Source organism: Microbacterium sp. bgisy207 (assembly GCF_965345035.1).
Lineage (GTDB): Bacteria > Actinomycetota > Actinomycetes > Actinomycetales > Microbacteriaceae > Microbacterium.
Window position 1 is genome coordinate 51,339 of record NZ_CBDRMG010000012.1, and the last position, 12,433, is coordinate 63,771.

At 66.6% G+C, this 12,433-nt stretch carries 11 protein-coding genes; 3 read left to right on the top strand and 8 right to left on the bottom strand.

Features of this window, described 5'->3' with window-relative positions; all coding sequences use genetic code 11:
- Positions 1-25 precede the first annotated feature (25 nt).
- From ACSGC5_RS12035 to ACSGC5_RS12045, 3 genes are read right to left on the bottom strand one after another with little or no spacing between them, the layout of a single operon-like run.
- Positions 26-850, bottom strand: coding sequence for an ABC transporter permease (locus ACSGC5_RS12035; RefSeq protein WP_434970857.1), 825 nt, complete (start codon positions 848-850; stop codon positions 26-28).
- Positions 847-1,713 (bottom strand): ABC transporter permease, encoded by an 867-nt coding sequence (locus ACSGC5_RS12040; RefSeq protein WP_434970858.1) that lies wholly within the window; start codon positions 1,711-1,713, stop codon positions 847-849. The genes ACSGC5_RS12035 and ACSGC5_RS12040 overlap by 4 nt, the downstream gene beginning before the upstream one ends.
- Positions 1,710-2,651 carry an ABC transporter ATP-binding protein gene (locus ACSGC5_RS12045; RefSeq protein ID WP_434970859.1) on the bottom strand — a complete coding sequence of 314 codons (942 nt, stop codon included), beginning with the start codon at positions 2,649-2,651 and terminating at the stop codon, positions 1,710-1,712. The genes ACSGC5_RS12040 and ACSGC5_RS12045 overlap by 4 nt, the downstream gene beginning before the upstream one ends.
- 105 nt (positions 2,652-2,756) lie before the next feature.
- Here ACSGC5_RS12045 and ACSGC5_RS12050 point away from each other — a divergent pair, with 105 nt between their 5' ends.
- Entirely contained in the window at positions 2,757-3,872 is a 1,116-nt protein-coding gene (locus ACSGC5_RS12050; RefSeq protein ID WP_434970860.1) for a 5-methyltetrahydropteroyltriglutamate--homocysteine S-methyltransferase, read from the top strand.
- Between the two features lie 21 nt (positions 3,873-3,893).
- Here the strand turns inward: ACSGC5_RS12050 and ACSGC5_RS12055 are convergent, their stop codons facing one another.
- Positions 3,894-4,910, bottom strand: coding sequence for a VOC family protein (locus ACSGC5_RS12055; protein WP_434970861.1), 1,017 nt, complete (start codon positions 4,908-4,910; stop codon positions 3,894-3,896).
- A 48-nt stretch (positions 4,911-4,958) separates the two neighbouring features.
- Positions 4,959-6,020: a 4-oxalomesaconate tautomerase gene (locus ACSGC5_RS12060; protein WP_434970862.1), complete on the bottom strand. Its 1,062-nt coding sequence runs from the start codon at positions 6,018-6,020 to the stop codon at positions 4,959-4,961.
- Between the two features lie 143 nt (positions 6,021-6,163).
- On the opposite strand from ACSGC5_RS12060, the gene ligM reads away from it, so the two are divergent.
- A complete protein-coding gene (ligM, locus tag ACSGC5_RS12065; RefSeq protein WP_434970863.1) occupies positions 6,164-7,567 on the top strand; it encodes a vanillate/3-O-methylgallate O-demethylase in 1,404 nt (467 codons plus the stop codon).
- A gap of 23 nt (positions 7,568-7,590) precedes the next feature.
- Here the strand turns inward: ligM and ACSGC5_RS12070 are convergent, their stop codons facing one another.
- Entirely contained in the window at positions 7,591-8,574 is a 984-nt protein-coding gene (locus tag ACSGC5_RS12070; RefSeq protein WP_434970864.1) for a LysR family transcriptional regulator, read from the bottom strand.
- Between the two features lie 149 nt (positions 8,575-8,723).
- On the opposite strand from ACSGC5_RS12070, the gene ACSGC5_RS12075 reads away from it, so the two are divergent.
- Positions 8,724-10,079 (top strand): aminomethyl transferase family protein, encoded by a 1,356-nt coding sequence (locus tag ACSGC5_RS12075; RefSeq protein ID WP_434970865.1) that lies wholly within the window; start codon positions 8,724-8,726, stop codon positions 10,077-10,079.
- A 12-nt stretch (positions 10,080-10,091) separates the two neighbouring features.
- On the opposite strand, the gene ACSGC5_RS12080 is transcribed toward ACSGC5_RS12075, so the two are convergent.
- Positions 10,092-11,015 carry an IclR family transcriptional regulator gene (locus ACSGC5_RS12080; RefSeq protein WP_434970866.1) on the bottom strand — a complete coding sequence of 308 codons (924 nt, stop codon included), beginning with the start codon at positions 11,013-11,015 and terminating at the stop codon, positions 10,092-10,094.
- Positions 11,016-11,058: 43 nt separating this feature from the next.
- The gene (locus tag ACSGC5_RS12085; RefSeq protein ID WP_434970867.1) at positions 11,059-12,429 is read right to left on the bottom strand and encodes an aminomethyl transferase family protein; all 1,371 of its coding nucleotides are present in this window, start codon (positions 12,427-12,429) and stop codon (positions 11,059-11,061) included.
- Positions 12,430-12,433 lie beyond the last annotated feature (4 nt).

Below are 12,433 nucleotides of genomic sequence, written 5' to 3' on the forward strand. Positions count from 1 at the left end.
GCCTCGACCTCGGGGCGCTGTCGCCTCAGTCCAAGAAGAGCTTACGCAGTCGCGTGGTCGTGAAGACGAGGCCGACGGCGATCATGACCACGTAGTAGAGGACGTGACCGAGCATCGCGATCGACAGCGCCCCGGTGGTGAGGCCGCGAATGAGCTCCACCCCGTGCCAGAGGGGCAGCGCCATGACGATCGCCTGCACCGCTTCCGGGTACACGGTGATCGGATAGAAGGTCGCCGAGAAGAGGAACATCGGCAGCAGCACCATGTTGATCCAGTCCATGTGCTGGAAGGTCTTCATGTAGCTCGTGACCGCCATCCCGAGGCTCGCGAATCCGAAGGCGATCAGCACGACCGCGGGAAGCGCGAGGATCGCCGTGGGCGCGAGGTTCAAGCCCGCGATCTGCATGATGATCATGAACCCGGTGGCGTACACGAGTCCGCGCAGCAGGGCGTAGAGAATCTCGCCGAGGGCGACATCCAGAGGCCCGAGGGATGTCGACAGCTGCCCCTCGTAGAGCTTGCCGTAATTGAGCTTGAAGAAAACGTTCCACGTGGAGTCGTAGATGGCGCCGTTCATCGCCGACACGGCCAACAGTGCGGGCGCGATGAAGGCCGCGTAGGAGACCACCAGCCCCGAGGACGTCTCGACATCCTCGATGAGGCTTCCCAGGCCGATGCCGAGCGAGGCGAGGTAAAAGACGGGCTCGAAGAAGCCCGAGAGCACGACGACCCAGCTCGATGACCGCGCCGCGATGAGCCCCCGCTGCACGACGGCCCAGGGGTTACCCGACCACAGCGCACGGACGCTCCCGCTGCGGCGAGGTTCGGTCTCCGATACCAGCGCGGTCATTTTGCGAGCCTCCGCGTGAAGGTGCGGCGCGCAAACGCGTAGCCGACGACGGTGAGGACCACCAGATACGCGAGGTGGATCGCGGCAGCGCCGGGACCACCCGGTGATCCGTACGTTGCCATCCGGCCGAGCTCGGACGCGTGCCAGAGGGGCGAGATCCAGCCGATCCACTGCAGCCAGATGGGAAGACTCTCGAGCGGGTAGAAGGTACCCGAGAACAGGAACATCGGCACGAACAGGAAGCGCTGCACGAGTGCGAACTGCCCCTTGTCGTCCTGGATCGACGCCGCATACGCCATCAGAGGCACGCCGAACGCGAGGCCTGCAAGGAGACCGACGAACATCGCTACCCAGCCGGTAGCAGGGTCGGGGACCGCACCGAACAGGACGATGAAGACGTAGTAGGCGACGACGGCGATCAGCATCCGGGCCGAGGCGCCGAGGATCACCCCGTTCGCGATCTGCGGGCTCGACAGCGCGGACGCATTGAACCCGTAGAAGTAGCGGCGCCACTTGAACCCCGACATCACCGGATAGGTGAACTCTTCGGTGGCCACTCCGATCGCCGCGGTCATGAGTAGCGCCGGGGCGACGAACACGAGGTAACGGACCTGCTCGCCGTGCACCTCGATCGTCCCGTCGAGGAGCACGGCAAGTCCGAGCACCAGTCCGAGCAGATACAGGATGGGTTGCCCCAGCGCCCCGACGACAATGGTCCACCCGTAGGCGCGCATCGCGCGCACCATGTGCTCGGCGACGTACCACGAGCCCCGTCGACGAGGCTTACGCCCCCACGCGAGCGCTTCGGCGCGCAGCTCGTCGAGCGAGGGCTGAGTGCGCGCATCCGGAAGGGGCGTGCTCATTCGATCAGCGACCTTCCGGTCAGGCGCAGGAAGACATCCTCGAGGCTCGACCGACGCACGAGCGAGGTCAGCGGCTGCAGGCCCGCGGCCGTTACCCGTTCGAGAGCCTGCTCGCCATCGTGCGCGTAGACGAGGATGCGGTCGGGAAGCACCTCGACACGGTCGCCGATCCCCTCGAGCTGCGGCGCCACCTGCTCATTGCGATCCGACCCGAAACGCACCTCGAGCACCTCACGACTGGAGTGCTCTCTGATGAGGGATGCCGGAGTCCCCTCGGCCATGATCTGGCCCTTGTCGACCACGATGAGCCTGTCGCATAGCTGCTCGGCCTCGTCCATGTAATGGGTCGTGAGCACGAGCGTCGTTCCCCGCTCCTTGAGGCGGAAGAGCCGATCCCACAGCACGTGTCGGGCTTGCGGGTCCAAGCCTGTCGTCGGCTCGTCCAGAAGCAGGATGCGGGGATCGTTGATCAGGCCGCGGGCGATGGTGAGCCGGCGCTTCATGCCCCCGGAGAGCTGGTCGACCTTGCTCTTGGCCTTGTCTTCGAGCGCTGCGAACGCCAGCAGCTCGTCAGCCTTCTGGGAACACACCTTGCCGGGCAGTCCGAAGTAACGGCCATAGATGAAGAGGTTCTCGCGGGCGTTGAGTTCCCCATCGAGGTTGTCCTGCTGCGGCACGACACCCAGTCGCGAACGGATCTCGGGGCCATACTGGTCGGGATCCAGGCCGAGGATGGTCAGGTCGCCGCTCGTGCGGGTCGAGACCGCACCGATCATTTTCATCGTCGTGGACTTCCCGGCACCGTTGGGTCCCAACAGCCCGAAGGACTCGCCGGGGGCAACCTCGAACGACAGCCCGTTCACGGCCAGGAAGTCATCCTTGCCCGCGATCTTGTAGGCCTTGACGAGGTTGTTCGCGGAGATCACAGGCTCTGGCACCGTCCTACTGTACGAGCGATCGCCGACAACCGATGACACGGTCCCGCCTGCCGGCCCGAGGCCCCCCGATCAGCGCCAGACGGGCCTCGGGAGTAGCATCCCGGTGTGACCGATACACAGCTTCCGTACCGCGCCGACATCGTCGGCAGCTTCCTTCGACCCGCCGCGTTGGCCGAGGCGCGCGCCGCGCGGGCGGCCGGAGAGATCGATGACACCGCGCTTCGCGCGGTCGAGGACGCCCAGATCGCCGACCTCGTGCGCAAGGAAGCACAGAACGGGCTGAAGCTCGCGACCGACGGCGAATTCCGTCGATCGTGGTGGCACTTCGACTTCTTCGGCATGCTCGAGGGCGTCGAGGTCGTGGAACTCGACCACGGCATCCAGTTCCAGGGTGTGCAGACCCGGCCCCGCGGCCTCCAGGTGACCGGGCGCATCGGTTTCGCGGACACGCACCCGTTCTTGGCTCACTTCCGCGCGCTGGCCGAGGCGACCGCCGCCACCGGCGCGACACCCAAGTTCACCATCCCCGCCCCGACGGTGTTCGATTTCCGCCTCGAACCCGCCAACATCGACGCGGCGACCTACGCCGACCGCGACGCGATCGTTCCCGACCTCGTGCAGGCCTACCGTGACGCGGTGCAGGCCTTCTACGACGCCGGATGCCGCTATCTGCAGTTCGACGACACCGCCTGGGCGTATCTGTGCTCGACGGAAGAGCTCGAGAAGGCGGCGGCGCGCGGCATCCGTACCGAGGGGATCGGCGAGCGGTATTCGGCGATGCTGAATGCGATTCTCGACGCAAAGCCCGCCGACATGACGATCACGACCCACGTCTGTCGCGGGAACTTCCGGTCGACGTGGATCTCGTCAGGCGGCTACGAGCCCGTCGCGAAGCACCTGCTTGCCGACACGAACTACGACGGCTACTTCCTCGAGTACGACAGCGATCGCGCGGGTGGGTTCGAACCGCTGCGCTTCCTTCCTCAGGGGCACAAGCGTGTCGTGCTCGGTCTTGTGACCACCAAGTCGGGAGAGCTCGAGGATGCCGATCTGCTGCGCGCACGCATCCGTGAGGCCGCCCAGTTCGCACCGCTGGACCAGCTCGCTCTCAGCCCGCAGTGCGGCTTCGCGTCGACCGAGGAAGGAAACCTCCTCACCGAAGACGAGCAGTGGGCCAAGATCCGCCTCGTCGTCGACACCGCCGCAACCGTCTGGGGCTGACCGGTCAGCAGTGCCGACCGGTCAGCGCTGCCCTGGCTTGACGTAGGGACGACCCTCGAGAGCCGCGCGGTCGATCTCCTCCTGGTCCTCGACGTAGGGGGTGCCGTGCGTGTGGAAGGTGGGGATCGTCTTCATCCCCCACGCCTGGCCCTTCTTGCGCTCGGCCTCGCTCCACTCCACGACCGGCCAGTCGGGGTCGAGGATCAGGCGCCCCTGCGCCGTCGCAAACTCGATCCGGTTCCCGCCGGGCTCCCAGACGTACAGGAAGAAGGTCTGGTTGATCGCGTGCTTGTACGGCCCGTACTCGATGTAGATGCCGTTCTCGAGGCAGATGTCGGCAGCCTTCAGGATGTCCTCGCGCGAGTCCGGGGCGATCGCGAAGTGGTGGAACCTCCCCCGCTGGCCCGTCCAGTCCGCCGAGTACACGACGTCATACGACTTCTGGTGGAACCGGAACCACCAGGCCCCGTAGCCTCCTGCGTCCAGCTTCACCCGCTCGGACTCCCGTGACATCATGACGTCGCGCCAGAACTCACCGGCAGCGTTCACGTCGCTCGCGAGGTAGTTGATGTGATCCATCCGGCGCGCGTTGATGCCGCGACCGGGGTAGGCCGACGCCTGGTTCTTCAGAGCGGGGCGGTCCTGGTCGTCGGGCACATAGTGCTCCGTGTCGAAGTACAACGCCATGAGGTGCCCATCCGGGTCCTCGAACTCGTAGGAGCGCCCGACGCCGACCTCGGGTTCTCGCCACCCGTGCCCGAGCCCCGCCTTCTCGATCGCGGCAACCCGCCGCTGCAGCGCCTCTTCACTCGTGGTGCGGTAGAGGCTCCGTCCGACGCCGTTGGTGTCGGACGCCGTGAGCTTGAGCGTGTAGAGCTGATACTCGTCCCAGCAGCGCAGATACGCAGAGTCCCCGATCCGGGCGACCTCGCGCATCGCGCAGATGTCACGGAAGAAGTGCAGACTCTCGTCGAATTTCGGCGTGAACAACTCGACCGCTCCGAGGTGGGCGAGGTCGAAGTTCTCCGTGATGGCCATGGTGCGTCCTCTCTGACGGTGGATGGTGCTGGCGGATGGGTCGTGCCTTCACCGACGGGGTCTGGGAAAGACGAACCCGTCGAAGATCTTGCGGGCGGTACGCGCGGACATGGATGTGCCATACCACTGTCCGTCTGCGCGATGCTCGACGCTCACCCTCGCGGGGAAGATCCCGCCGGGGTGCTCGATGAGGCAGGGGTCGGCATCCGGGTCCTCGGCGATGTCGGCTCCCACCGCACCGGGAAGACGGATGCCGGCCGCGACGGAGGCAGCCATGAGGACCCCGATAGACGGGTGAACCGTGGTCGGCACGAACGCACGGGTGCTGATGACTCCGCCGTGACGCGGCGGCGACAGCAAGAACATCTGGGGAACGGTCTGCGCCGCGACGTCACCGAACCCCATCAACGGCCCCGCGGCGAGTCTCAGGGACTCGACCCGGGCGGCGAGGTCTGCGCGCGCCTCGAGCTCGGCCGGAGTCTCGTGTCCCGCGACGCCGAACTCCTCGGCGCGCATCAGCACGACCGGCATCCCGTTGTCCACGAGCGTCACGGTGTGCCCGTCGATCTCGTCGGTCACCGTGCCGGTCGGAAGAAGTGGCGCTCCCGCCCCGATCTCGAGGTCCACCGCCGCTGCCCGCCCCGGCACACCGTCGATCGCCGCGTCCCCGTCGTAGTCCACCGCCCTTCCTGGCGTGCGGATGCGCGTCGTGGCGATACCGCCGGTGTTGCGCATCCGGATCCGCAGCGGCGTCCATCCGTCCTCGGCAGCGATGAGTCCGCGCTCGATCGCGAACGGCCCGACCCCGGCGAGCAGATTGCCGCACGTCTGTGCGGTGCTCACGCTCGCGTCATCGACACCGATCTGAAGGAACAGGTAGTCGACGTCGGCAGCGGCATCGGCGGAGCCAGACACGATGGCAACCTTGCTGGTCGTGGGATGACCGCCGCCCAGGCCATCGATCTGGCGAGGGTCCGGACTGCCCAGCACGCGAAGCAACAGGTCGTCCCGTTCTGCGGGATCGGTGGGGAGGTCCTCGGCGAGAAAGTATGCACCCTTGGAGGTTCCGCCCCGCATGAGCATGCACCGGATGCCGGCAGCGGTGCTCATGGCTCGGCGCCCTCACTCACAGGAGCAGTGCTCACGATTGTGCCTACAATCCTGTTGATGCGGAAATACCTCTGGACATAGGTAAATATAGACCGTACGATCTCGCTGACACCACCCGGACAAGGAAGTCGAGGAAACACTCCATGGCCAACAACCTGCAAGAGCTGCTGGACGAGAAGGGCGACACCGTCCGCATGCTGCGCGATTCGCAGCTCGGAACCTACATCTACCCGGTCGTCCCCGCCGAGTTCTCGAACTGGCGCCGCGAGCAGAAGGCATGGCGCGAGACCGCCGTGCTGTATGACCAGACCCACCACATGGTGAACTTCTTCGTGTCGGGTCCGGACGCGCTCAGGCTGCTCAGCGACACCGGCATCAACAGCTTCGCGAACTTCCCCGTCAACACCGCGAAGCAGTTCGTCCCGACCGCCTCCAACGGCGGCGTCATCGGTGACGGCATCCTGTTCCACGAGGCCGAGAACGACTACGTGTACGTCGGCCGCGCGCCCGGTGCGAACTGGCTGCAGTTCCACGCCGAGACCGGCGGCTACGACGTCGAGTTCCGCTACGACGACCGCTCCCCCTCGCGCCCCTACGGGCAGGCCGTGCATCGGGAGTACTACCGCTTCCAGATCCAGGGCCCGAACGCCTGGGCGATCATCGAGAAGCTCGCCGGCGGCCCTGTCGAGAAGGTGAAGTTCTTCCACATGGGCTACATGACCATCGCCGGGGAGCAGGTGCGCACCCTGCGTCACGGCATGGCCGGCGCCCCCGGGCTCGAGATCTGGGGTCCGTACGAGCAGCACGGCAAGATCCGTGACGCCATCCTCGAGGCCGGTCGCGAGTTCGGCATCGAGCCCTGCGGTTCGCGCGCCTACTCGTCGAACACCCTCGAGTCGGGATGGATCCCCTCGCCGCTCCCGGCGATCTACTCCAGCGAGGCCGAGCGCGCCTACCGCGAGTGGCTGCCGGCGAACAGCTACGAGGCGATCAACGCGCTCGCCGGTTCGTTCGTCTCCGAGAACATCGAGGACTACTACCTGAACCCGTGGGAGCTCGGCTACGGCTCGTTCGTGAAGTTCGACCACGACTTCATCGGCCGCGACGCGCTCGAGAAGATCGACCCCGAGGCCCAGCGCAAGAAGGTCACGCTCGCGTGGAACGACGAGGACCTCACGAAGGTGCTGGCCTCCGTCCTCGACCGTGAAGGTCCGGGCTACCAGTTCTTCGACCTGCCCAACGCGAACTACGGATCGAGCAACTACGACGCCGTCATCGACGCGGACGGCAACACCGTCGGCCTGTCCCTGTTCACGGGTGTGACCGCGAACGAGAAGCGCGGGCTCTCGCTGGCAACCGTCGACCGCGATGTTCCGATCGGCGCCGAGGTGCGCGTGGTGTGGGGCGAGCCCGACGGCGGGTCGCGCAAGACCACGGTCGAGCCCCACGAGCAGATCGCGATCCGCGCCGTCGTCAGCCCCGTGCCCTACGCGGTCACGGCGCGCCAGGAGTACCAGGGAGGCTGGCGCACGACCGGCACGCTCTGACCGGGACTGCCCGCCACGGAAACTCACGAGGGGATGGATGCTGCGGCATCCATCCCCTCGTTCTCTGTCTGGGCCGTGTCATCGGCCGAGATGTGAATGCCTTCGAATCCGCCGGGAAAGCCGCTGACTGCGGCCGAGACCGTCGCGAAGAACCACTCCAAGGCCCCGGCATGCTGTGGGGAGCGGCGCCGGTACAACTGCAGCTCGACCGGACCGAGGGCGAAGGGAAGGTCTCGGATGACCAACGGCCAGCTGCGCGACCAGCCGACGGCCAGCGTCTCGGGGATCGTCGCGATGAGCGTTGGGCTGCGCGCAAGAAGTGACGGCAGGGACGCGATGTGCTGGACACTGACGGCGGGCGGATCACTCACGCCGTGCCGAGCGTGCACTCCCGCCAGCAACCGCGCACTCGAGTCGCTTTCGACCCAGACCCGCCGTGCCGCCCGGTACGCGTCGAGACTCATCTCGTCGTGGGCGAGCGGGTTCGTCGCGGACATCACGACGCGGTACTCCTCCTGCTTGACGCGGTGGCGTTCGAACTCCCCCGCGAGCTCCGCCGGAGTGATGGCCAGATCCACCGAACCCCTCGTGAGCATCTCTTCGAGGTCTTCGCCACGCAGCGCGCTGACCGCGAGTCGGGCCCGCGGAGCGGCGGTCGCGATCGCTTCTTCGATCGCGGGCAGCCAGCCGATCTCACCGAGTTCGGAGAGGGCGATCCGAAAGGTGCGCTCCGTCGTGAGCGGATCGAACCCGGTGACGGCGGCGAGCGTCCGATCGATCGATGACACACCCTCGTGCAGTTTCGGATAGATCGCCTCGGCAAGCGGGGTGGGTCGCATCCCCTGGGCCGTTCTCTCGAACAGAGGATCGCCCAGCTCACGGCGCAGACGGGCGAGGGATTGACTGATCGCCGACTGTGTCACGAACAGCCGGCGCCCCGCCGCGGTGAGACTGCCGGCCTCGTAGATGGTTACGAACACCCGTGTGAGATTGAGGTCGGTGAGCATCACTTCTCTCGACTCTGCAGAGGATGAGGACGGGTCATGTGGGTATTAGCAGCGCTCATCCGTGAAGCCTATTAACTTCAGCTCTCCTTGGGATAGCGTCTCATCGAGGTCGGCGCAGATCGCGCCGGCCCGGGAACGAAGGAGTTCAGATGACCGAGTCGCTTGCCGCCGCGATCGCCCGATCCGGAAGCGCCGTGCAGCTTCTGCGCAACGCGCAGGCGCGGCCGACGATCTTCCCCGTCACGGCGGAGTTCAGCAACTGGAGGTCTGAACAGCTCTCCTGGCGGACCTCTGTCGCCCTGCTGGATCAGTCACATCACATGACCGACCTGTTCATCCGCGGAAAGGACGCCCTGCGACTGCTGAGCGACATCGGCGTCAACAGCTTCGCCCGTTTCGAGGTCGACAACGCGAAGCAGTTCATCGCGGTGAACGACGAGGGCTATCTCATCGGCGACGCGATCCTCTTCTACCTCGCCGAAGAAGAGTTCGACCTCGTGGGTCACCAGATGGTCATCGACTGGGTGCAATTCCACGGCGAGACCGGCGACTACGACGTGACCTTCGAGCGCGACGGCAACTCGATCGTACGGGCGGGCAACCCCACCCTCTACCGGTACGAGCTGCAGGGGCCGAGGGCGCTCGAGCTCATGGAGCGCGTCACCGGCGCCCCGGTCCCCCCGACCCGCTTCTTCCACATGGCCACCTTCACGATCGATGGCGTGCAGGTGCGCTCGCTGCGCCACGGCATGGCGGGCCAGCCCGGCTTCGAGCTGTTCGGACCCTGGGAGGACGGCGAGCGCGTGCGGGACGCGCTGCTGCGCGAGGGAGAGCCGCTCGGACTCGTGCGAGTCGGCTCCAAGGCGTACTCGTCGGCCAACCTCGAGTCCGCCTGGGTCCCTTCTCCCGTGCCCGCGATCTTCACGGGAGCGCACGCGCAGCGGTACCTGGAGTGGCTTCCCGCGACGAGTGCGGGCTCGCTGGCCGGAAGCCTCACCTCGGATCGGATCGAGGACTACTACGTCACCCCCTACGACCTCGGCTACGGCCGCAGCGTCGCGTTCGATCATGACTTCCTCGGCCGGGAGGCTCTCGAACGCCTCTCGCAGCAGCCCAGCCGGGTCAAGGTGACGCTCATCTGGAACCCTGACGATGTCGCAGCGGCGCAGCGGTCGATGCTCGAGCCGGGGCTGCCGGCGAAGTACATCGACTTCCCGAAGGCGCGTTACGGCCTGTATCAGGTCGACCGGGTCCTCCGTGACGGGACCGATGTGGGGATCTCGCACGACGCCGGCTACATCACCAACGAGCACGTGTTCGCCTCCCTCGCGAGCCTCGCCCCGGATGCCGCGACGCCGGGCACCGAGGTGTTCGTGGTGTGGGGCGAGGAGCCGAACTCCGCCAAGCCCGCCGTCGAGCCGCATCGGCAGATCCAGATCCGCGCGACCGTGGCGCCGGCACCGTACTCCTCGTACGCGCGCGAGAGCTACCGGCGCGACGCGTAAGAGGCTCCTCCCCTACGCGGTGGCCGTGCCGGGACGGCGCGCGCGAGCGTCGGAGTCACGCGACTCGACGCGCCGCCCCGGCTCCGGGTGCGTTTCGAAGTACGCCAGCGAACGCAAGGATGTCGACACCAACGGATCGATGCCGTGCGGCTCGTTGCGCCCCGTCGCACCCGCGTCGGGAAGATATGCGTCTCGGAGCGCTTCCGTGATCTGCCGTGACGCCACCGCCAGCACCTCGACGATCCCCTGGATCGGTGCGCCGTCGTTGGGCACGACGACGCCGAGAGCGGCGTAGACCACGCCGTGCGGCCCGACGACGGGCACCGCGATCCCGCGGGACTCCTCATGGATGAACCCCTCGGTGCAGGCGTATCCGTCCACTCTGACCCGCCGCAGGAGCGCGCGAAGAACGCCGGCGCCGCGCGGAGTGTGTGCGGTGTACTCCGGCCAGCCCGCAGCGACGACCTCATCGACCAGACGGGGCTCCGCGTGCGCGAGCAGAACGAGACCGCTCGAGCTGACCGGCAACGGGATCCGTCCGCCGATCAGCGTCGCGTTGACGACGGCGTCACGCGTCGACATCCGCTCGACGAACAGCACATCACGGCCGGCGAGAACACCCAGCTGCGTATGCTGGCGCACGCGCGAGTGCACGGCGGCAAGCCACGGACGAGCGAGTTCGCGCAGCCCGATCGCTCCGGGCGTGCGCGATGCGAACTCCCAAAGTCGTACGCCCAACCGATACGACCTGTCGGGAAGGCGCTCGAGGAGGCCTTCGCGCTCGAGTTCGCCGACGAGGCGGTGCGCTGTCGACATCGACAGGTCCGCCGCGTCGGCGATCTCGGTGAGCGTGAGAAAGGGCCGGCGTGCCTCGAAAGCGTCGAGAATCCTCAAGTGCTTGTGCAGCACAGACTCGCCGGCTGATCCTCGCGCCATGGCATCCTCCTCGATGACGCCATGATGCTACCGGCCCGGCTCCTTACTCGTCGGCGCGATAGACCGTTCGAGCGAACTCGTGATAGGGCGCCGGGGCGACAGTGGCGCGGATGCGTACCTGCCGGTGCTGCGCGTCGACGCTGTGCTTGTGCGAGATGGGGTCCTCGCCCCAGACGACCTCGACGATCTCGCCGTCCGCGATGTCGACATCCAGAGTCGCCAGCGACATGTAGAGCTGGTCGAAGGCGATGTACCCGGCGTCGGTCGAGATGCCGACCCGACGACCGTCACGGAGAACCTCGTCCATCTGGTAGAAGCCGTATCGCGCCTTCGGGAAGTCGAGGAACTTGGCCGGGATGCCGGGCTCCATCTGGGAGCGCACCACGTCGGCGACGTCACTCGCGTTCCACAGCAGGGTGACCTTGCGTCGCTTCGGATTCTCGGCGATCTTCTCGAGCGCCTCACGACCGTGGAAGTCGTGATCGAACCGCACGGATCGGCCGAGGCCGAGGTCGTAGGGCGTCATGTAGTAGTCGTGGATGTCGTCGCTGTAGAGCGATCCGCCGATCGACCCGGCACGGTCGGCGGGCAACCACTCGCGGTACTCGGCGAAGTCGTCGTCGAAGATCGCGGGGAAGGGAGTCGGCACCCATCCCGATTCGAGCGGCGTCGCCGAGTACGCCTTTGCGCCTACGCGACGGATGCCGTGCTCTGCCCCGGCCGCCATGAGGGCATCCAGCACAATCTCGTTGTCTTCCCACGGACCGTAGAACTCGAAACCGGGCTGCCCCGCCATGCCGTGGCGCAGCGCCTTGACAGGGCGACCGGCGATCTCGACATCCCCGATGTGGAAGAACTTGATGTCGGGAGCGGGCCCGCCGAAGACCTTCTCCATCACGATGTCGGCCTTCGGTCCCTGCAATTCGTAGCGGTAGAACGTCGGCGGCCCCTGTCGCATGTGCGAGTTGGCCTCGAGGCGGTCGTGCACGTCCTTGCCTGCGGCTTTGGCCTTCTCGACGTTGAACCGCACCCAGTCGATGAGGAGGTGGTGCCCGATGAGCACGAGACCTTCCGGTGCGTCGGCGTTATAGAACAGGATGCCGTCCCCGATGAGGTAGCCATCCTTGTTGACCGAGATCAGCTGCTTGGCCACGCCCGGTCGGAACGTGGCGAACGTGTTGGGTGAGATGCTGGACAGCAACGGGATGAGGTCAGCGCCGCCCAGGAACAGCTGTGTCATGTGGTGGGACTGGTCCATGAGGGCGACCGTGCTGTTCCAGGCGCGCTGCTCGTCGCGCCAGTTCGTGAACTCGGGCGCGACGGGGAACGTGAAGGCGGGCCAGTTCTGGTTGCGCAAGAGCGAAACGGGGCTTCCGGCGCGGGCGATCGCCGCGGCGAGGGACTCGGATGTCATCGTC

Excerpts from the sequence above, each read along its gene's own strand:
- ACSGC5_RS12075 (WP_434970865.1), top strand. The coding sequence starts at position 8,724 with ATGACCGAGTCGCTTGCCGCCGCGATCGCCCGATCCGGAAGCGCCGTG.
- ACSGC5_RS12060 (WP_434970862.1), bottom strand. The coding sequence starts at position 6,020 with ATGAGCACCGCTGCCGGCATCCGGTGCATGCTCATGCGGGGCGGAACC.
- ACSGC5_RS12070 (WP_434970864.1), bottom strand. The coding sequence starts at position 8,574 with ATGCTCACCGACCTCAATCTCACACGGGTGTTCGTAACCATCTACGAG.
- ACSGC5_RS12080 (WP_434970866.1), bottom strand. The coding sequence starts at position 11,015 with ATGGCGCGAGGATCAGCCGGCGAGTCTGTGCTGCACAAGCACTTGAGG.
- ACSGC5_RS12085 (WP_434970867.1), bottom strand. The coding sequence starts at position 12,429 with ATGACATCCGAGTCCCTCGCCGCGGCGATCGCCCGCGCCGGAAGCCCC.
- ligM (WP_434970863.1), top strand. The coding sequence starts at position 6,164 with ATGGCCAACAACCTGCAAGAGCTGCTGGACGAGAAGGGCGACACCGTC.
- ACSGC5_RS12035 (WP_434970857.1), bottom strand. The coding sequence starts at position 850 with ATGACCGCGCTGGTATCGGAGACCGAACCTCGCCGCAGCGGGAGCGTC.
- ACSGC5_RS12040 (WP_434970858.1), bottom strand. The coding sequence starts at position 1,713 with ATGAGCACGCCCCTTCCGGATGCGCGCACTCAGCCCTCGCTCGACGAG.
- ACSGC5_RS12055 (WP_434970861.1), bottom strand. The coding sequence starts at position 4,910 with ATGGCCATCACGGAGAACTTCGACCTCGCCCACCTCGGAGCGGTCGAG.